Raw genomic sequence first — 19,894 nt, forward strand, 5'->3', positions numbered from 1 at the left:
TAAGAATAGGAAACGGATATGTGGTTTAAAACTCACCTTGGAAAAGCGGTATTCTCCACGCTGCTATTTGTTTGTATTACCGGCACGGTTAATTTAGCCGAAGCAAAAGAAAAGCGTCAGCCACCGAAAGAAGCGGTAGAAGCCTGCGAAAGCGCTAACGATGGCGACAGCTGTAGCTTTTATGGCCGCGATGATGAAGCGCTTAATGGTATATGTGGTTCGCCACCAGACAACGACGAACTTAGCTGCATGCCCGAAGGTGGCCCAAGGCGAGACTAAGCAATACTATTTGTAGCATTACCGTAGTGTTTCACTGCGGTAACTACCCCGGTTCACCCTTTCTGTATTCTTCTGCTCACCCACTCGTCCACTTGCTTCCTTAAAACATGACAAATTGTGTGACAATATTGGTTTTTTTTTAGCTTGTGTTAGAATGCGCGCAGCTTGCCCCTAGCGTGATCATAATTAAAACATCGTTGACTTAAGCTACACTCATTATAGTCAACCACTACACATCATCTTTGGTATTAAGCAGCTTAACCAGCTTGGTTACTTAGCCTCACGGACAGTTTAACCACCTTGAATAACACCAGTAACAGATGAAGATAGTAAAAATATTATGGCCTTAAAGATCAGCAAAAAATGCATTAACTGCGACATGTGCGAGCCAGAGTGCCCCAACCAAGCTATTTCTTACGATGGCATTATTACGGTTATCGACCCAGAGCGCTGCACCGAATGTAAAGGCCACTACGAGCGCCCTACTTGCATTGATGTATGCCCAATAGATTGCATTGCCGTAGACCCTGCACACAAAGAGACCGAAGACCAACTTTACGATAAGTTTGTGGCGCTGCACGGCGAACTACTTATTGCTAAAGGTTCCGCTTAGGCTTAATTGCCCACTGCTAAACTAACAAGCCGCAGCTAACCGTTGCGGCTTTTGTTTATCTACTGGTGCTTAGCAAACACTATAGTTTAACTACTTACAGCAAAGCTTGTTAACACGCTCCAGCGAAAGAAGAGCCAGCCGACTATCAAAAGTCTTTAACGTGTTGCAACCCAAAGTGCGTTTTAGAGTTGATACCCAGCTATGTCTGCTTAAATCAAAGCGGAAGCTTAAATGGGGTCTAAATAGACGCTAAATGCTCGGAAATAACCATAAAATAACGCATACTGAGCCAATCCAATAAAAAGAATATAGCAGTAACAACCAGCATGAATGCAATTAAGCTCAGTGAACCTTTTTCCCTTAGTAATGGCCAAGTGATTAAAAATCGCCTGTTTAAATCAGCGATGAGTGAACAGCTCGGCGATAAGCAACATAACCCTACTACCGGCGTAGTAACCCTATATCAGCGTTGGGCAAAAGGTGGAATTGGTTTAGCGATTACCGGTAATGTAATGGTGGACAGATCTGCACTGGGTGAACCCAAAAATATTGTTTTAGATGAGCAAAGTGACTTAGCGTTATTTAGACATTGGGCTGAGGCAGGAAAACAAAATGGCTCACAAATATGGATGCAACTTAACCACCCAGGTAAACAAATCCCGACATTTTTATGCGAGCAGCCAGTTGCACCTTCTGCTATATCGTTAGGGCATGGATTAGAAAAAAGCTTTAATACTCCGCGTGAACTAAATGATACCGAGATCCATGAAATTATTAATAAATTTACCACCAGTGCCAAGCTTGCAAAACAAGCCGGCTTTACTGGGGTACAAATTCATGGCGCTCATGGTTATTTAGTTAGCCAGTTTTTGTCCTCGAGGCACAATCAACGCAGCGATAAATGGGGTGGTTCATTAAACAATCGACTTCGATTTGTGCTCGAAGTCTATCGCGCAATCCGCAAAGAGGTAGGTGATGACTTTTCGGTTGGTATTAAGCTTAACAGCGCCGACTTTATGAAAGGCGGCTTCACTGAAGAAGAATCAATGCAGGTTGTGCAAACACTCAGTGATAATGGTATCGATTTAATCGAAATATCGGGTGGCACCTACGAAAGCCCTTCTATGATGGGGTCTAAAAATAAAAGTGACCCGGTAAAGGCAAGCACCATAAAACGTGAAGCCTATTTTATGGATTACATGGTAAAAGTTAGAACATTGGTTAGCACACCATTAGTGGTAACGGGTGGCTTTAGAACTGGACCAGCAATGAATGAAGCTCTAAGTACATCGGCCACAGACTTTATTGGCATTGCACGAACCATGGCTGTTGACCCCGATTTTCCCAATAAGTTAATAGAAAACCCAAACCACGGAATGCCGCTAATTGTGCCTACCACTGGCAAACCTGCGCTAGACAAAATGGCAATGGTAGGGCTGGTATGGTACGAACACCAAATGTGGCGTATTGCTGCAGGTAAAAATGCCGATCCTAAATTAAGTGCACTTGGTGTGGTATGTAAAACCATCTTAAGTGCCGGCTGGCTGGCGTTTAAAAAGCGCAGGGCTTAGCCAGTAAAACCGATAAAGAAACAGAACGTAATTAATCCACGTTCTGTGTCTTCTTGGGAATGGTTTAACTATTAGCTTACTGGGCATGTTTAACTAACAGAGCCATACCACAACTGTCAGCGTGTTAGCTCATCGCCCCAAAGCTTGTTAACTTGATGCTGCTTTCCCTTGGCAGCTGTATTGGATTTCACCTCTCGACGACGTCATTTTTCTTTAGCGACCAAAGATAAACGAAGCAAAAAGAAAGGTCGCCCTGCATTATCTTTATCCTACGTTCCTCAGTGCCAAGCGCACCTGCGCAACTCGCTACGCTCAATCAGTGCTCGGCTTAATCGCTTGTCACTTCCGCGACTCGGCGATAGTGAATGAAAGGGGCAAGTGAAAGCTAACATGCAAATGCCCCAAAGTGAGTTTAGTTAGCTCACTGCGAAAGTTGTTTCAACCTTCATTTGACCAAGTTTTTGTAATGTGGTTTGCTAATCAAATCTACATTAGATATTGGATTTAAGGTAATAAATGAGTGACTTAGCAAAACAAATTACTGACGTGTTTGAGAACTGCTCTCTTGCGCCAATTGTCCTGTTGGATGGTGCTTGGGGAGTTGGCAAAACTCATTTTATAACTCATGAATACAGCACGCACTCAGATCAAGATTGCTTACTAATATCGGTGCTAGGTGTCCAATCGTTACAGCAGTTTCACGAGAAGCTAATAGGAAGATACTTGTCTTTAGCTGGCGAGTCTGAATCAGACACGGCAGAAAAAACCGTAAGCATATTTTCAAAAGCTGTTAGTGCACTTGGTGATGTTACAAAATCCAGTCAATTGATTGAGTCAGTGTCTGGCTTAGTGAAACAATCCATAATTTCAAAAATTAACGACGTGACAATTATCGTTGATGACCTGGAACGTATTGAAGATGGCTCTCTAGCATCCCTTATACTTGGGGACCTATATGATATGTGCAGTTCCGAAAGCAGCATTAAAGCAATAGTGGTTATGAATGATTCGAAGTCATCAGTCAGTAAGTCTCTTATCGAAAAGGTAATTTGCTGGAAATTTAAGTATGAGATCTCTAGTGAAAATGCATTCGATATCGCTTTCAGAACTTTAGATGTTTCCCCTGACATTCAACGTTTTATGATTAAACGATTAGATGAGATACAGCCTTTGAACTTACGAGTACTTATTAGGCTATGTGACAGGATGAAACAGGTGTCTAGAATGCTAGACTCTATGGAGGATGAAATTGATGTCGAGAGTTCTAAGCAAACGCTTTTCCATAAAATGCTATACCTTTCTTTTTTGCATCATCAACAAGATCAAGGTTTGGATGAAATAGTTGAACAAATCAATACTATATGCATGCATGATGAGCAAGATGAACGCCATCCATTTTATAAGCAATACATATTTCATGATGAAAGCAATTCATTTGTTGAGTTTACACTTGGCTGTTTATCGAGACCATTGCGAGATTCTGACCTACATAATCTTCACCCAAAAACTAATGAGTTATCAGATTTCATTCATGCGAAAGGGTTAAGTAGGTATTCTGATGAAGAGCTTGAAGTAAAAATATCATCTTTAATTGATTATGTATCGAATGAAACCAACCCATCGCTGAGCTTATGGTATAGCGCCGTTAATTTCCTTGCCTATTTATACTCATTGGATGCATCTAACGACGAACGATTATCTAATATCGTCAACATAGCTCAAGAAAGGCTTGAGTACATAACTCCGTCAGAAGAGCGACATTTTCAAACTTTTTCTTGTAATTCTGGTTTACCAAAAAATATCGATGAGTTGAGGTCATACTTCAAGGAAAAAGAGAGTAAAGATAATCATGCTCAACTTATCGAAGAAATAGTTACATCAAAATGGATCGAAGTTGACAGAAAAGCATATACGCATGCAACTAATTGTCAGGAGCCACTGACTTTAAAGGCGGATGATTGGCTTGATGCTATCGGCAAATGGGATCATCATGACCTAGAGCTATTTTGGGATTTCTGTATAGAGGTTCATCGAGTCAGTAGCCTCGACCAATTTTTTGGAAAAGACAATAGAGAGCAATTACCAATTCTACTGAAGTTACAGTTAGATTCGATGACTCCGTGCTTACGGAAGGGATTACTTACAAGAATTTATAATTTGTTGTCCGCAAGCTAAGATTTCTTAGGCTGTGGGGACTTTGATTGGTAGCTTGAATATTTTGAGTTAAAAAAGGTTATTCGGGACATTTCCCTATTGAAGATCGTAACAAGCTTTTGTCCAGAAACGAGTTAGGCTTTTAAGCATCTTCGCGTACCAACACTTCCCTTTTACCAAACCCAAAAGCAGTTCCATAAACTATAAAATAGAAGGCTCAAGCCTGCATTAAGCAAACAGCGGTACAATTAGCGGGCAAAGCAGCGCGCTAAAGGTGGCACTAAGTACTAAAGCCAATGCGCCGTAAGCGCCATGTTGGTGGCCTTCTTCGGCGATTCTTGCGGTGCCTAAGGCGTGGCAAGCGGTGCCCATAGCAATGCCTTGCGCTTTGCTTGAATGCACACCACATAGTTTTAATACTGGAATACCAACTACCGCCCCCACCAAGCCGGTAATCAGAACAGCAATGGCGGTTAATGCTGGCTCACCCGCCACTTGCTCACTAATAAGAACTGCAATTGGTGTGGTAACCGACTTGGGTGCTAGTGAGGCGGCTATTTTCGGCGAAGCACCTACCATTAACGCCATTGCTACCGTTGAGCTAATAGCAACAGCGGCCGCTACCAATATGGTAATAGCAATACGTGGTAACTCTGACTTTATCTCATAAAGCTGCTTGTAAAGCGGCACACCTAAGGCCACCACTGCTGGCTCTAATAGCTTACTTAGCCAACCACTGTATTGGTTGTAATCGGCAAAAGGGATATCTAAGGCCAGTAAGGCTATAACCAAAATAGTTAGGGTAATAAGAACCGGATTAAGCCAGGTAACAGAAAAGCGCTGCTGAAAATGCTTAGCGGCAATAAATAAGGCAATAGTGAGTGGAAGATAGAGGAAGTTAATCATTATTTAGCATCCTCATTTACCGCTGATTGCTGGGTATTATTTGAGTCGCTTTTTAGCTCCCAATGCTGGTAAAGCTTACCAATTACCACTAACAATATTAAGGTAGCGAAGGCACAGGTGACCAACATAGCCGGCAGAGCCTGTAATAAAGTTTCAATGTGCTCCACTAAGCCGATGCTAATAGGCACAAACAACAGGGACATCCAGCGCACAAATTGATTAGCGGTACGCTCTACCCAAGCCAGCTTTACCCAACGGAGTTGCAAAGCTGTAGTAAGCAGCAACATACCCATAATGCTTGCAGGGAGAAGGTTTCCGCTAAGTTCGCCCAGCCAACGACCAAGCCATAAAGCGGCATAAATAACCAATAGGCCGGAGGCAATTTCTAGAACAGCTGATTTCTGAAACTTTCTCATAACTTCTGTCGACTTTTGTTATTCAATGACGCTATTATGTAATAAAATTACAAAACAAGCTATCGTTAGCTACTATTGTTTTAGGAGCCGCTATGAAGATCAGTTTTTTCAGCGCTAAGCGCTACGACCGTGACCATTTTGATGCACAAAATACTTCTTCAGCCATTAGCATAGAATATTTCGACATCGCCTTGTCTGCTAAAACGGCGCGTTTAGCGCATGGCGCAGATGCAGTATGTGCCTTTGTAAACGATGACCTGTCGGCAGCAACCTTAGAAGAGCTGCACAATCACGGCATTAAATTGGTATTGCTGCGTTGTGCCGGTTTTAATAATGTTGATTTAGCTAAAGCAGAACAGCTAGGCATTACCGTTTCTCGAGTACCTGCCTACTCGCCAGAAGCTGTGGCCGAACACGCCATAGCATTAATGATGACGCTAAACCGCCGTATTCACAAAGCCTACCAACGAACCCGCGATGCCAACTTCTCGTTAGAAGGGTTAACCGGCATGAACATCTTCGGTAAAACCGCTGGGGTAATAGGTACCGGCAAAATTGGCTTGGCTACTGCGCGTATTTTAAAAGGCTTTGGCTGTAAAGTTATCGCCTTTGACCCTTATCCAAACCAAGCAGCAATTGATTTGGGTATTGAATACGTGACTATGGCAGAGCTTTTGGCACAATCACAAATCATTAGCTTGCACTGCCCACTTACCGCCGAAAATACTTATTTAATTGGTAAATCTGCCTTTAGCCAAATGCAAAAAGGCACCCTGCTTATTAACACGAGTCGCGGAAAATTGGTGGATTCTACAGCCTGTATTGAAGCGCTAAAAGACGGCACCTTAGGCGGCTTAGCTTTAGATGTGTACGAGCATGAAAAAGAGCTGTTCTTTGAAGACTTGTCAGCTGAAGTGATCCTTGATGACGTATTCCGCCGCTTGTCGGCTTGTCATAACGTTATCTTTACTGGCCACCAAGCCTTCTTAACCCAAGAAGCCTTGCAGAGCATTGCCGACACAACTTTGCTTAACGTAAAAGCATTTAGCGAAGGCCAACGTAGCGGAAATGAAGTCACCGCTGAAGTGATAGATAACAGCTAACGCGCCAAACGCGACGAAACAAACCGAAAAACAAAAGGCAGCACAATAAGTGCTGCCTTTTTAGTTATTAGAGAAGCAAGTAACGGCTAACCTGCTGTGCGCTCATCTTTGAGCTTGCCGCTATAAATACACATGGCCGAATTATAGTCGTTGTAGGCAATCGCATAATTAAAATCACAATAATAAGTTGGCTCTTTAGTGGCAATGGCATCGCCGGCTTTACACTGATTATTTAAGCCCTCTACCAATGAGTCGCCTAGCGATCCCATACAGGCTTCGCCAGTGGGAGTCGCTTGAGAATTTCATCCGCTTACCGCCAATACACCGATGATGAATAGTACTGCTTGTTTCATTAAAATTCCTATTTATCAAATAAAAGCAGCGCTACTTTAGCAACAAACCCTATTTAAAAATAGCATTTAAATCAATAGCTTAACCTAATTACCAAAGCATGCTAAATCGGCTCATGTCTGACCCGACAACAAACATTGATCTCTTAACCAGCGATGCGCTGGGTCATTAGTACGAGAAGGATGCCAATACATGCTCACCACTATTTGCGCAGGCAAAAAGTCTGCACGTAAGGGTTTTAAGCCAAAGTGCTGGCAATGCTTAGAGGCTAATCGCTCAGGTAATATGCCCATGCAATCACTTTGGGCTATCAGCGGTAACATGTCCATAATGCCGCTCGCCTGCCAGGCAACCCGCCTCTCTGTTAGGCCCGCTATTCCCATGTCACCGAGGTAGCCGAATTTTTGCTCCGGCTGGGAGTGAATGACATGTTGCTCACTCAAATATTGCTCTAGATTAATTTCACTACCACTTATTCTTGGGTGCTGCGCTCTGCACACCACCGCTAACTTATCTTGCATGACCACTTGCGAGCGTAAATTGGGGTAGCGGTTTGATTCAGCTTCAATCAGCAAATCACATTGATGGGTGCGCAATAAGCTGATCATATCTTGCCCAAACAAAGGTTCGGTTTTTACCGAGGCCAACGGGGCTTGTTCAAATAAGCGTTTTGATAACTGAGGAAATAACGTGAAACTGAATACGCTTAAAGCCGCAATAGTAAACTGGCGTTGGCATTTAGCCGGATTAAAGTGGCGTTGCTCTGGCAACATATGAGCAATACTTTCTACCGAGTTGGCCAAGGCAGGATAAATATCCATGGCATAGGGGGTGGGCTCTACACCGTGGCTACCGCGAGTAAACAAGTTATCTTTAAAAATGTCGCGCAAGCGAGTTACGCTCTGGCTCACAGCCGATTGGCTAATGCCCAACCGTTTGGCTGCCTTACTGTAATTTCGCTCTTCCACTATCGCCACAAAAGTAGGAATTAAACTGTAGTCTGAATGCTTCATGAGTTAAGAATTCTGATTTTCATTCATCAATTATTAGATATCTTATATCACATATCAGCAAAGCGATAATGCTTTGGCGTAGCTTAGTGCCAACTTAAACGTAAACAAGGCCTAGCTTCGATATGAAAAAAACAAGCATTGCTTTATCTGTACTTATTGCCTCTGGCTTAGCAAACCTAGCGGTTGCGGGCGACAACCATAGTCACCGTTTTGATGGCGTAGAAATTACCATTCCTACTCTTTCACACGATTACTACTTAGGTGAAGACTCTGGTGCAACTCACTACTGGCATGGTGAAAACCAAGACATGAAGTGGATCCCTACCGGTGGTAACGATGCCTTTGATGCTAAATCAGACAAAGTTCACCCACAGTTAACTGCACACTCGCAGAAAATGGATAAGGGTTTATTTGCATACCAAGATAAGTACTTTCAAGTTTACGGTTACGGCTTAACCTCTCCAATGATTGTTGACGGTACCGACGGCCTTATCATTCTTGATCCGGTTGAGTCAGTAGACAAAATGCAAGACGTAATGGCTGATTTCCGTAAAGTAACTGGCAACAAAAAGCCTGTTGCAGCAGTTATGTACTCGCACTGGCACCCAGATCACTACGCCGGCGTACGTGGTATTGAAGGCGCAGAAGATGCCTTAATTATTGCTCACGATACCTTTATGACTAACGTTGTTAAAGGCTCTATGGGTGGTACTGGTCCAGCACTTGGTTTCCGCGTTGACTACTCATTAGGAACTCTACTTAGCGTAGAAGAAGGTGGCCGAATTAACGGTGGCCTAGGTCCAGATTTTGAAATTCGCGAGCACAGCCTTATTGCCCCTAATACCCTAGTTGAAGGTTTTAACGGCGTATTAGAGATGGACATTGCTGGTGTTAAGGTTGAGTTCAAACACGTTCCTTCTGAAGCGTCTGACGAAATCACTGCCTACTTCCCAGAAGCTAACTTACTGTTTGGTTCTGAAGTAATCCAAGGCGAAAGCTTCCCTAACTTGCACACCATTCGTGGCACTAAATACCGTGACCCAAGCATTTGGTTCCCTGGTATCGACGTACTTCGTGAGTACCAAGCAGAAACAATGATGTTATCTCATGGTCGCCCAGTGGTTGGTGCTAAGCACGTAGACAACACGCTAACGGCTTACCGAGATGCGATTCAGTTTACTTACGACCAATCAATTAAAGCGATTAACAACGGCTCTACTCAAGAAGATTTGATCCGTGAAATTAAGTTGCCTAAGCACCTTGAAAACCACCCTTGGTTAGGTGACTTCTACGGTTCTATTCGCCATGCAGCTAAGCAAATCTTTGTAGGTGAAATGGGCTGGTTTGATGGTGACCCAACAACACTAAACGCAACCTACTCGGTAGACGCCTCTCAACGCTATGTTGAGATGGTAGGCGGCAAAGCCAAAATGATGAAGTTCGCTATCGACGCATTTGACAATGGCGATTACCAATGGAGCGCAGAGCTTACTACTCACGTCATTCGTGTCGATCTTAATGACATGCAACCTCGTCTGCTTAAAGCTAAAGCCTTACGTGAACTAGGTTACCGTGAAACCAATAACAACTGGCGTAACTGGTACCTAACCTCTGCTCAAGAGTTAGACGGTACCATTGATTACTCGAAGAAAATCAACCTTCAAGCCCCTGATTTAATGGCTGAGTTTGAACCTTCGCAACTTGTTAACGCACTTCGCTTTAGCTTAAACGCCGAGCGCAGCGCCGACCAACACTTCACCATTGCGTTTAACTTCTCAGACACTAAAGAAGTTCATGCACTAGAAGTTCGTCGCTCTGTGGCGCAATTCCACAAGGGCTATAACGGCGAAGCGAAAGCAACAGTTAATCTTACTAAACCAGTATTCCTAGGTTTATTAGTAGGTAAAGTAGATTTTGCTGAAGCAGTGAAAGCGGGCTACATCACCTTAGATGGCGACGCAGCAACCGTTCCTGCATTCTTTGGCTTGCTAGACAAACCAGCAGAAAACCCAAAAATCACTTTGCGTTAATCGCTTAGGTAGTGACTTAAAGAGCGCCTTTGGCGCTCTTATTTATTTCAATCACATCCCAGAGGCTAATATGAGAAAATATCTGCTCGTTGCATTTATCGCACTAAGCCCAATAGCCAGTTACGCCTGCAGCCACGATATGTTGTTTTCGGCTCCACACATGCACAATCACGAGGCCTTGGTAGACGCGTTAAATCAATCTCAAGGTAAGCAGCCTAAACCTTTTAATTTAAAAGCATTGCCCGCTAAGACTACTAAAAACCAATTTCAGGCGAAGGGTTTTCGAAAACTACCGGGTTACAAAATGCCCAACACGAAAGCAAAAGCGTAAACACCGATTATTCAGCAACTCAGCAAAGCTTAAAGTAAGCCAATGAAAAATTGCTTACAGCCTCCGGCTTTGGTAAAAAGCTCTGTCATACCCCCGAATCACCGACACAAATATACTAAAACATGTTTCAGCATCGTATTTTATCTATAGCGCTTATTATTTGGACAGTGGGTTTAGGCCAAACCACTAGTCTATTGGCGCTTGCCGAGTTAATGCATGAAGCAGGTCACCACTCCCATGTAAACAGTGGCAGCGTAGAGCAGCATAAAAATGGCCAATGTCACTCGCAATCACTATTGCACAGCTGTGCTATAAGCTTGCTCGTCAGCCCACCCGCTCATCGAGTAGAAGCCAACTATTTAGACATTAGCACTGCCCAAGCAACCTTCTATTCCCCATTATTTTGCCACGGGAAAAGCATTCGCGCGCCCCCGGTTCTTTTTGTTTAAGCATTGACGACTACGCTTAGTGCTTTAATTAAGATTTAAGCAAGCTTACTTATTTGGTAACTAGCCTTGGCTAGGGCGAAGTATTCGCCCAGTAACAATGGCTGAAGCCGAACCCGAAGCCGAACACAAAACGAAAAGAATTAATGAATACACACACAGTGACTCCCCAAAACAGCCCAGTTAAAGGGCCAAGGCTCGCCTCCATCGACATAATGCGCGGTTTGGTCATGGTATTTATGCTGCTCGATCACGTACGCGAGCGCTTTTATTATCAGCATAAAATCACCGACCCTATCACCATAGAAGACACCGAAGCAGAGCTATTTTTCACTCGTATCTTGGCTCACTTATGTGCGCCAATATTTGTGTTTCTTACCGGTGTTTCTGCCTGGCTCTATGCAAACCCCGCTAACAAACCACCGCGCTCTGCGCAGCAGTTTTTGTTAAAACGAGGGCTATTTTTAGTCCTGCTTGAAGTAACCTTAATTAACTTCTCTTGGTTTGGTGCCTATAACGCGCTTTACCTGCAAGTTATTTGGGCGATTGGCATAAGCATGATTACCCTAGGTTTGCTAAGTAAACTGCCACACAAGTGGATTGCCGCCTTAGGGTTAGCCATTGTATTTGGCCATAATAGCTTGGAGTTTATTCAATTTTCTCTCGGTGAGTGGGGTTACAGCTTATGGACTATTTTGCACGACCGTGGGCCACTTTATAGCAGCGACTCATTCACTGTGTTTGCTTCTTACCCAGTACTACCGTGGATTGGTGTAATACTGTTGGGTTATGCCATTGGCCCAGTATTTAGCCGTAGCTTTAACAGTGAGCAACGCCCAGCTTTTTTAGTAAAACTGTCATTGCTGGCATTGAGCTTAATGTTAGTGTTGCGTGGATTTAATATTTACGGGGAAGACTTGCCGTGGCAAGCAGGTGCAACTTGGTTAGAAAGCGTGATGTCATTTCTAAACTTCACTAAATACCCGCCGTCTTTAATGTTTATATTGCTCACGCTAGGCATAGCCTTAAGTTTGTTAGCGCTTTTTGAAAAGACCCAAAATAAACTCACAGACGCGCTAAAAACTTATGGTTCAGCGCCCATGTTCTTCTACATATTTCATTTATACGTATTGTTAATTGGCTACAAGCTAGCCATGTGGGGGATTGGCCCGAACGCTGGAGATATATTTGGATTTGCTGCGCTTTGGCAAGTGTGGTTACTCACTGCCATACTGGTTGTGTTGCTGTACTTCCCTACTCGCGCCTTTGCTCGCTATAAACATGCCAGTAAACAAGCTTGGGTAAAATACCTGTAAAATCGCAGCCGTTAACTCGGCTCGCTTGCGCTAAATGACCAATAAGAAAGCCGACTCACAAGTCGGTTTCTCTTTAGTTGCAGCAGTGCCCTAAAACATACTATTGCCATTGGCAGAGCCTTCTGGCACTTGTTGAATACTGTCCCAGTGCTCCACTATTTTACCGTTTTCATCAAAGCGGAAAAAATCCATGGTGACATATTGATCGTTACCCGGCCAAGTTTGATGAGTGTGCAGCGCAACCATGTCACCCTCAGCAATGGTGCGCAAAAATCGAATCTGTTTGTCTGGGTAGTCACGTTGCATCTCTTCAAAATAATCAATGAAGCCCTGCAAGCCATTTGCCACTAAGGGATTGTGTTGAATATATTCATCACCCACATACAGCTCAACGGCTTTTGCTGGCTCTCCTAAATAAGCCATTTGGTAAAATGCTACGGCGTTCGCTTTGTTTTGTTTTAGGTGCATACCCATTATTGTCCACTACTCTGCTAAAAGTTACCTACTAGATATAATAGAACATGGAGCTTGAAGTAAGCCCTAAATAGCTTAGCAAGCACTCTTGTTGACTCCTAAAAGGCTCATTTAGCTAACCCAGTTGCCGGCTTGCGTAGTGGCAAGCTTCAGGCCTTACTATATTTCAGGTGCTTTAATGATGTACATTTCTTGACCACCCAATTCCCAATGTGAAATCCATTGTAAATGTATAGTTTATTGGGGCTATTGGTTCACTCTGAGATTATCAGCATTTATACCGGTATTTAGTTTGATTTGGCGATGCTAAAAACACATAACAATCGGATCAAATACACTACCATCATTCATCTAATTCCATAGGCACTTCATTTAAACAAGATGAGGTGTTTATGCTAACTTATAAAATGGTTAACAAGACTCAGCAATACTCGCTTGAATTTTGTAACTCTCTAAACTCGCTCTTGTTGAATTAGCACAGTACCATAGCGCTTTAATCCAATTTCAGAAGTCGAAAACCATGTCATTCCCACCTTGCCCAAACTGTCACTCCGAATATGTTTATCAAGATCAAAGCCAGCTTGTATGCCCTGAATGCGCTTACGAATGGAACCCAGCAGAAGCAGCCGAAGCTGAAACGATTAACGTAAAAGACGCAAACGGGACGCTGTTGTCTGAAGGTGACAAGGTGACATTAGCCAAAGACTTAAAAGTTAAAAGCAGTTCTTTGGTTTTAAAAATTGGCACCAAAGCCCTTGTCAGGCGCATAGTCGACGGCAAAGACCATCAATTGGACTGTAAGGTTGATGGCGCAGGAGAAATGATGATTACGGCGCAGTTCGTAAAGAAAGCATAAGATGCACCAAGGCTTGCACTTCTAATACAATTGCTCGGGTTTATTCACCATTTTTCCTTAGCACTTCTGAAACAGAAAGGCCTCAATCGAGGCCTTTTCTAATCAAAAGACCTAGTTACTTGTAGGTAATTTCGCCTTTATCATTGTAGTCAGCTGCATTCACTGGGCTTTGCTGCTCTAGGTAGGCTTTAAGTACTTCGGCATCTACAAAGCCAGTATCAACAAAACCACTGTGGCCGGTAATTTTCGGGTAGCCGTCGCCACCAGAAGCGTTGAAGTTAGGAATAGTAAAACGGTAACTGGCTGTTTCGTCTAAAGGTTTACCACCAATCACTACTTCGCTTACCTTGCCAGCAGCTACTTTCATACCAATCCCTGAGAATTGCGCATAAGCGCCAGTATCAACCGGCATGGCAGCTACTACCGACAAATAGTCCATCACCTCACTGCCGCTCATATCTACATAGGTAATAGTGTTTGAGAAAGGTTGTACCGTGAGTACGTCTTTATAGCTTACTTCGCCTTCTTCAATTGAGGCGCGCACACCACCGGAGTTCATCACAGCGAAGTCGGCATTCACTCGCTCTTTGTGCGCGGTGGCAATAAGATGGCCTAAATTAGTTTGGCCAAAGCGAACCTTGTTGCGGTCCCCTACTAGGCGGCCACTTAGCTCGGCAATGTTAACCCCCAGCTGTTCTTGACCTTGCTCTTGATAAGGGCTGAGTAGCGCCAGTACCTCAGGATTTTGGGGTATTTTATCCTGCACAAATACCCGCTGTTTTTTGCCATCTACTGTTATTTTTTTCTTTAAGTTAACCGGCACTAACTTATAGCTATCGAGGGTGAACTCACCGTTCTTAAAGCTGTAGTCAGCGCGTCCTACGTACTTGCCCCATTCATAAGCTTGTACTATCCAGGTGCCGTTTTGTTTATCGGGTTTACATTCGTCACCCGGCTTAAACGTTTGGGTGTACATGTTGGGGCCTTCCATGCACATAGGCTCTTGTGAATGACCACCAACAATTAAATCTAATTCACCTTCATTAAGTGAGCGCGCCAAGCTCACGTCGCCCGGCGCATTTACCCCATGTTTAGCATTGGCGTAATGCCCCATATGTGTCACCGCAAACACCAAATCAGGTTTCTCTGTTTGATTTAGCTCTGCAATAACGTGTTTTGCTTCAAGCTTCGGATCGCGAAACTCTAAATCGGCGACATTATCTGGATGTACAAGCTTGTAAGTATCTTCGGTAGTAAAGCCAATAACCGCTACTTTTACCCCTTGCAGATCAAACATATGGTAAGGCTTAAATTTACGTTCGCCGTTAGATTTTTGGTAAATGTTCGCGGATAGAAAAGGAAAGCCTGCCCATTGTTGCTGCTTGGCTAATACTTCTAGGCTGTTATCAAATTCGTGATTTCCCAAGGCCATAGCGTCGTAACCCAACATGTTCATGCCTTTAAAGTCTGGCTCGGCGTCTAACAAGTCGGACTCTGGCACGCCGGTATTAATATCGCCGCCCGACAGCAACAGTACGCTGCCACCTTCGGCGGCTACTTCTTCACGAATACTATCAATCAAGGTTTTGCGTGCGGCTAAGCCATATTCACCGTATTTGTTTTGCCAAAAACGACCATGGTGATCGTTAGTATGCAACACGGTAATTTTGTAATTTTGGTCAACCTTCCAAGTTTGTTGTGGGGCTGAGCTACAGGCTGCTAACAAACTAGCAGCTAATAAAGTAGGGACGAGGGCAATGCCTGAATGCAGGTTCATCTTTCTTCCTTGATGATGAAGTGAATAAGCTAATCATAGTTCAACAACAATCGCTTACAACCAGTCTACGCGAACAAATAGCTAAAGCCTAAAGCCGCTAAGCCATCCTTGCCAAAAGTGTTGATAGCCAAAAATTATCTAACAAAAGCGAAGCAAAAAGAAGAATACTTGGTTTAGATCAAACAAACAGAAATGATAATGATTTACATTTAGATTAAATAACTTTTTGAGCACACCATGTCTACTGCCATTCCTGTAAATTCTGCGCACCTGTCGGAAGCGTTAACGGGGCAAGCTAGCCCCTCCCCGTTACAATTTGCCTTCACTAAAAAAACAGGTGCTCATGCCAACCATGGCAAACGCGAAGCCTTAAGTGGTGAGCAAGCTCGTGAGCAGCTCACTAAACAATTAGCCAATAAAGATGCAAGCCCTCGCCCGCGCGCTATCTATATTCATATTCCATTTTGCCGCGTTCGCTGCACCTTCTGTAGTTTTTTCCAGTACGCCAGCAACCAGCAAATGATGGATGATTACTTTACTCTGCTAGAGCAAGAGCTAATTGCTAAATCACGCTACCCATGGAGCCAAGCTAAACCATTTGATGCGGTGTACGTAGGCGGAGGCACCCCAACCGATTTAAACCCCGAGCAGCTAAATAGACTAGGCCAGCTAATTTTCACTTACTTTCCGCTCAGCGCTAATTGCGAAATCACCTTAGAGGGCAGGCTCAATAAGTTTAGCGAAGACAAGTTTCAAGCGGCGTTAGCAGGCGGCTTCACCCGCTTCTCCTTTGGTGTGCAGAGCTTTAACTCAAAAGTACGCAGAGCAGCCAAAAGATTAGATGACCGAGAATACATTCTAGAACGCTTGCAGCAACTCACCGCCTCAAATAGCGCGACAATTGCTATAGATTTGATTTATGGATTGCCACATCAAACTCCACAAAACTGGCAGCAAGACTTACAAGATGTAATTGATAGCGGCGTACATGGTGTGGATTTATACCAATTACTCACCTTTGGAGGCAGTGGCCTACAACGCAATATTGATGCAGGGCGCGAAGCGGTGCCCTTAAGCTCTAGCGATAAAGCGTTAATGTACCAACAAGGCCACCAGTTTTTTAACCAACGAGATTTTAAGCAACTGAGTTACTGCCACTGGGCCAGTCATTCTCGCGAGCAAAGCCGTTACAACTCTTTAGTCAAACAAGGCGCAGAAATCCTGCCTATTGGCGCCGGTGCTGGCGGCAATATAAACGGATACGCCCTAATGCAAACCCGCGATATTGAGGCTTGGAAAGCAGGTATCCAACAACACAACTGGGCCTTTGAACAGTTGAGCTTACCTGCAGAAAACGCTGAGTTAAAAGCAGCGATAACCAGTGCCTGCGACAAAGGCATAATAAGCGCTAAGGTATTACCTAATGGCCATGAACTCTTTACACATTGCTTACCCTTGTTTGAAGCATGGCAAAAGAATGGGCTAGTAAATAAAGAGAATAACAGTGTGAAGCTAAGCTTAGCGGGACAGTTTTGGTCGGTAAATTTAGCCAATGCTATGACCAGCTACTTACAGCAGTATCCTTTAAAAGAGTTAGCGCTTGCTGAGTAAAACATTGATGAAACTATAAACTACTGCCATGATGCTTATTCACTTTTTAGAATAAACAATAGGCAATAAATGTTTGGCACGGTAAGGACACTGTGGGCATTAATGGTGGTATTTGGTCATTTATTTTGGCTTAGCGACTTCGGTCGCTTTGCTGTATTTGGCTTTTACACTCTAAGCGGTTATTTAATGACCTACGTTATGCATAATAGCTATGGTTACAATGCCAGCGGCAGAAAACGTTTCGCACTTAATCGCTTTTTAAGGCTCTACCCACCCTATTGGTTTGCTTGTTTAATCAGTTTTGTGTTGTTGCTAGTATTTGCAACTCAAATGCCTAGAGGTGGCTTTTCTACCATTGCATTGCCGAACAATATGTTGAGTGTTTTTGGCAATATCACCATGGTATTCGCTCATTGGATCCCCCACTCCATTACACCAAGGTTATCACCCGCTGCGTGGGCGCTTACCGTTGAATTGTTCTTTTATGTTGCTATCTGTTTAGGTATTTCTAAAACATTTAAACGCACCATAATATGGTTAAGCTTGTCGCTGCTGTTTATCGGTTTTAGTTACGCAGCCAACTTGTATTGGCATGCTCGTTACTTCTCTATTCCAGCAGGTTCTTTGCCCTTCTCCATTGGCGCGCTTATTTATTTCATCGTTAAACTTGAAAAGATACCGCAGGGCTTACAATGCCTATTAACACGCCCAGCCCTTATCCTGATTAGCATGGTGAGCATTTCAGCCATTGTGGCTTGGTTAATCCCTCAGGGCATTAATCCAGCACTTGTAGAGTTGATGTTTTACCTAAACATGTTGGTGAGTGCGCTGTTGGTATTGAGCTTAGCCATGGGTAACAGCATTAGTAACAAAATAAGCAAAGGTTTTGATAAGTTTGTCGGTGACTTCTCCTACCCCATTTATTTACTTCACTACCAAGTAAGCATGCTAGCCAGTGTATTGTTGCTGGGAGAAGTCTCTAAGTTTAAAGATGCCTTTAACTTAGGGGCGCTAGTCCTAGTTTGCTTAGGCCTAATTGCCATTTCACTGTTGGTGATTAAGTGCATAGACGAGCCAGTAGAAAAAATTCGCAATGCCATTCGCCACAATACCAACAAGCCTTCTCCCTCTACTAAGGCTACGTTGAACTAAGTTTTTTGGTGTCGTAACCTTGTTTTGGCATATGGCTGGCAATTAACGCTAAGCTAAGTATCACAACAAAGGTTGCGGCATTGGCTGGTGCCTGCAAATTAAAATCAACACTGATGTGAATAAGCATCGCCGTTATCGCCATAAAACATCCTAGCGCGGTGCCTTTCATTAAGGGATCGTTGCGTTTATTCAAGGTAGTTAAACAGCGATAAGCAACCCATAACACTGCAGCACCTAACAGCAGAGTGATAGGCAGCCCTGATTCAATAGCAAATTGTAGGTAATCATTATGGGTATGATCGAAAAACGCGCTAATTGGCTGAGGTAAGTAGGCCTGAAACACTGAGTAAAAACTCCCCGCTCCGCTGCCAAATACCGGGAAATCTTTAAACATATTTAGCGCCCAATCAAATATGTATATTCGCCCCTCGTCTACCAGTACGGTAGAACTCAAACGCTCTCGTACCTTGCTTAAACCAAACATAGAACTCACGATTAATACGTCAATCAACAACATACTGACAATTAATACCGTAAGTGTTTTGGGTCGCTGTCGGTAAAGCAGCAAAGCCAGTACACCACCAATAAGCGTTGTGGCAAAAAACGCGCTGTTGCCCATGCGCGAGCGAGACATCACTAAGCCAATAACCATAATGATCATGCACATACGCACTAACATTTTGGGACTTAAGGCGGCGTCTAGCAGGCCAGATAACTGCACTCGCCAAGAGTTGGCAGTATTCACTTTTAAATCAGCCACAATCAACGCTAGCCCCATCATTAAGCTAAGCAATAGATAATTAGCAAAGTGATTTTTATACACATAAGAGCCCGTTGCAACGGGACCGATGTCCATGCCAAATACAGGGCTTTGTTCAGTATTGCTTAACAGCAACATCGCACCGTAAAAGGCCTGAAAAGTACCACTCACCACAATAGCAACCAGTACAGTGCGGATCCGCTTTGGTCGATTAACCAGCAATAGCGTATTTAATGCCAACAGCAAATAGCTTACTCCCTTTAGCAAACTGATTTTGGTTTGCTCTGGGTCGAGGGATAAGGGCTGTGCAGCAGCGTTAGCCGACGCATCTAACAATACTCGGTGACGTAGCTCTGCATTATTAGGTGCTAACCACTCTAATAAGCCAGCGGGCAGCGACACCAACTGTAATACAGTAAACAGCTGGAACAGCGCTAACGCCACCAGCAAGAACACACCGGGTCGTAGGTAATGCCAAGGAATGTTATGACGAAAGCAATACACTAAACCCAAGCTTTGCATGGCAATCAATAATTCCATTATTGACCAAGCCCATGGTCGATTACTGCCTAACGGTATTGGCAGCCATACCAACAAAAATATGAAACTAGCAAAAATTATCGCTTCTAATTTCGCCGACGCTACTCGCATTTCAACTACTTCCTGTATTTTGCTTGATCATAAATGTAATACGCCACTCGGGTTAGCTAGTGCTCTAGTAAACTGCCAAGAGAT

At 43.6% G+C, this 19,894-nt stretch carries 19 protein-coding genes; 12 read left to right on the forward strand and 7 right to left on the reverse strand.

Going from position 1 to position 19,894, the window contains the following annotated elements:
* The first annotated feature begins 18 nt into the window (after positions 1–18).
* From FFR00_RS00870 to FFR00_RS00885, 4 genes are all read left to right on the forward strand, one after another.
* Entirely contained in the window at positions 19–279 is a 261-nt protein-coding gene (locus FFR00_RS00870; RefSeq protein WP_137671481.1) for a hypothetical protein, read from the forward strand.
* 340 nt (positions 280–619) lie between these two features.
* Positions 620–892, forward strand: a complete 273-nt coding sequence (locus tag FFR00_RS00875) for a YfhL family 4Fe-4S dicluster ferredoxin (protein WP_137671482.1) — start codon at positions 620–622, stop codon at positions 890–892.
* Between the two features lie 326 nt (positions 893–1,218).
* The gene (locus tag FFR00_RS00880) at positions 1,219–2,463 is read left to right on the forward strand and encodes an NADH:flavin oxidoreductase/NADH oxidase family protein (protein ID WP_137671483.1); all 1,245 of its coding nucleotides are present in this window, start codon (positions 1,219–1,221) and stop codon (positions 2,461–2,463) included.
* A gap of 516 nt (positions 2,464–2,979) precedes the next feature.
* Positions 2,980–4,638 carry a P-loop NTPase fold protein gene (locus FFR00_RS00885; RefSeq protein ID WP_137671484.1) on the forward strand — a complete coding sequence of 553 codons (1,659 nt, stop codon included), beginning with the start codon at positions 2,980–2,982 and terminating at the stop codon, positions 4,636–4,638.
* Between the two features lie 207 nt (positions 4,639–4,845).
* Here FFR00_RS00885 and FFR00_RS00890 read toward each other — a convergent pair whose 3' ends face one another.
* Both FFR00_RS00890 and FFR00_RS00895 read right to left on the reverse strand, forming a co-directional pair.
* On the reverse strand, positions 4,846–5,523 hold the full coding sequence (locus FFR00_RS00890) for an LrgB family protein (RefSeq protein WP_137671485.1): 678 nt from the start codon (positions 5,521–5,523) through the stop codon (positions 4,846–4,848).
* Positions 5,523–5,939: a CidA/LrgA family protein gene (locus FFR00_RS00895; RefSeq protein WP_137671486.1), complete on the reverse strand. Its 417-nt coding sequence runs from the start codon at positions 5,937–5,939 to the stop codon at positions 5,523–5,525. Before FFR00_RS00895 ends, FFR00_RS00890 begins: the two co-directional genes overlap by 1 nt.
* Before the next feature lie 92 nt (positions 5,940–6,031).
* Between FFR00_RS00895 and FFR00_RS00900 the strand changes: the two genes are divergently transcribed.
* The gene (locus FFR00_RS00900) at positions 6,032–7,042 is read left to right on the forward strand and encodes a 2-hydroxyacid dehydrogenase (protein WP_137671487.1); all 1,011 of its coding nucleotides are present in this window, start codon (positions 6,032–6,034) and stop codon (positions 7,040–7,042) included.
* A gap of 86 nt (positions 7,043–7,128) precedes the next feature.
* Here FFR00_RS00900 and FFR00_RS00905 read toward each other — a convergent pair whose 3' ends face one another.
* Positions 7,129–7,311: a hypothetical protein gene (locus tag FFR00_RS00905; protein WP_201798664.1), complete on the reverse strand. Its 183-nt coding sequence runs from the start codon at positions 7,309–7,311 to the stop codon at positions 7,129–7,131.
* Between the two features lie 195 nt (positions 7,312–7,506).
* Entirely contained in the window at positions 7,507–8,406 is a 900-nt protein-coding gene (locus FFR00_RS00910; RefSeq protein WP_137671488.1) for a LysR family transcriptional regulator, read from the reverse strand.
* A 122-nt stretch (positions 8,407–8,528) separates the two neighbouring features.
* On the opposite strand from FFR00_RS00910, the gene FFR00_RS00915 reads away from it, so the two are divergent.
* From FFR00_RS00915 to FFR00_RS00930, 4 genes are all read left to right on the forward strand, one after another.
* Entirely contained in the window at positions 8,529–10,436 is a 1,908-nt protein-coding gene (locus FFR00_RS00915; protein ID WP_137671489.1) for an alkyl/aryl-sulfatase, read from the forward strand.
* 70 nt (positions 10,437–10,506) lie between these two features.
* Positions 10,507–10,767: a hypothetical protein gene (locus FFR00_RS00920; RefSeq protein WP_137671490.1), complete on the forward strand. Its 261-nt coding sequence runs from the start codon at positions 10,507–10,509 to the stop codon at positions 10,765–10,767.
* A gap of 122 nt (positions 10,768–10,889) precedes the next feature.
* Positions 10,890–11,216 (forward strand): hypothetical protein, encoded by a 327-nt coding sequence (locus FFR00_RS00925; RefSeq protein WP_137671491.1) that lies wholly within the window; start codon positions 10,890–10,892, stop codon positions 11,214–11,216.
* Positions 11,217–11,359: 143 nt separating this feature from the next.
* Positions 11,360–12,529 carry a DUF1624 domain-containing protein gene (locus FFR00_RS00930; protein WP_137671492.1) on the forward strand — a complete coding sequence of 390 codons (1,170 nt, stop codon included), beginning with the start codon at positions 11,360–11,362 and terminating at the stop codon, positions 12,527–12,529.
* 90 nt (positions 12,530–12,619) lie between these two features.
* On the opposite strand, the gene FFR00_RS00935 is transcribed toward FFR00_RS00930, so the two are convergent.
* Positions 12,620–13,003, reverse strand: a complete 384-nt coding sequence (locus FFR00_RS00935; protein ID WP_174235913.1) for an ester cyclase — start codon at positions 13,001–13,003, stop codon at positions 12,620–12,622.
* Positions 13,004–13,523: 520 nt separating this feature from the next.
* Here FFR00_RS00935 and FFR00_RS00940 point away from each other — a divergent pair.
* Complete coding sequence (locus FFR00_RS00940) at positions 13,524–13,859, forward strand: zinc ribbon domain-containing protein YjdM (protein ID WP_137671493.1); 336 nt, start codon at positions 13,524–13,526, stop codon at positions 13,857–13,859.
* Between the two features lie 115 nt (positions 13,860–13,974).
* On the opposite strand, the gene ushA is transcribed toward FFR00_RS00940, so the two are convergent.
* Entirely contained in the window at positions 13,975–15,636 is a 1,662-nt protein-coding gene (gene ushA, locus FFR00_RS00945; RefSeq protein WP_137671494.1) for a bifunctional UDP-sugar hydrolase/5'-nucleotidase UshA, read from the reverse strand.
* 237 nt (positions 15,637–15,873) lie between these two features.
* On the opposite strand from ushA, the gene hutW reads away from it, so the two are divergent.
* Together hutW and FFR00_RS00955 are read left to right on the forward strand one after the other, a co-directional pair.
* Positions 15,874–17,247 carry a heme anaerobic degradation radical SAM methyltransferase ChuW/HutW gene (gene hutW, locus FFR00_RS00950; protein ID WP_137671495.1) on the forward strand — a complete coding sequence of 458 codons (1,374 nt, stop codon included), beginning with the start codon at positions 15,874–15,876 and terminating at the stop codon, positions 17,245–17,247.
* A 69-nt stretch (positions 17,248–17,316) separates the two neighbouring features.
* Positions 17,317–18,399 (forward strand): acyltransferase, encoded by a 1,083-nt coding sequence (locus FFR00_RS00955; protein ID WP_137671496.1) that lies wholly within the window; start codon positions 17,317–17,319, stop codon positions 18,397–18,399.
* Here FFR00_RS00955 and FFR00_RS00960 read toward each other — a convergent pair.
* Positions 18,386–19,810, reverse strand: a complete 1,425-nt coding sequence (locus tag FFR00_RS00960) for an O-antigen ligase (RefSeq protein WP_137671497.1) — start codon at positions 19,808–19,810, stop codon at positions 18,386–18,388. The two genes, FFR00_RS00955 and FFR00_RS00960, sit on opposite strands and share 14 nt — an antisense overlap.
* Positions 19,811–19,894 lie beyond the last annotated feature (84 nt).

Source organism: Agarivorans sp. Toyoura001, from assembly GCF_005405585.1.
GTDB lineage: Bacteria > Pseudomonadota > Gammaproteobacteria > Enterobacterales > Celerinatantimonadaceae > Agarivorans.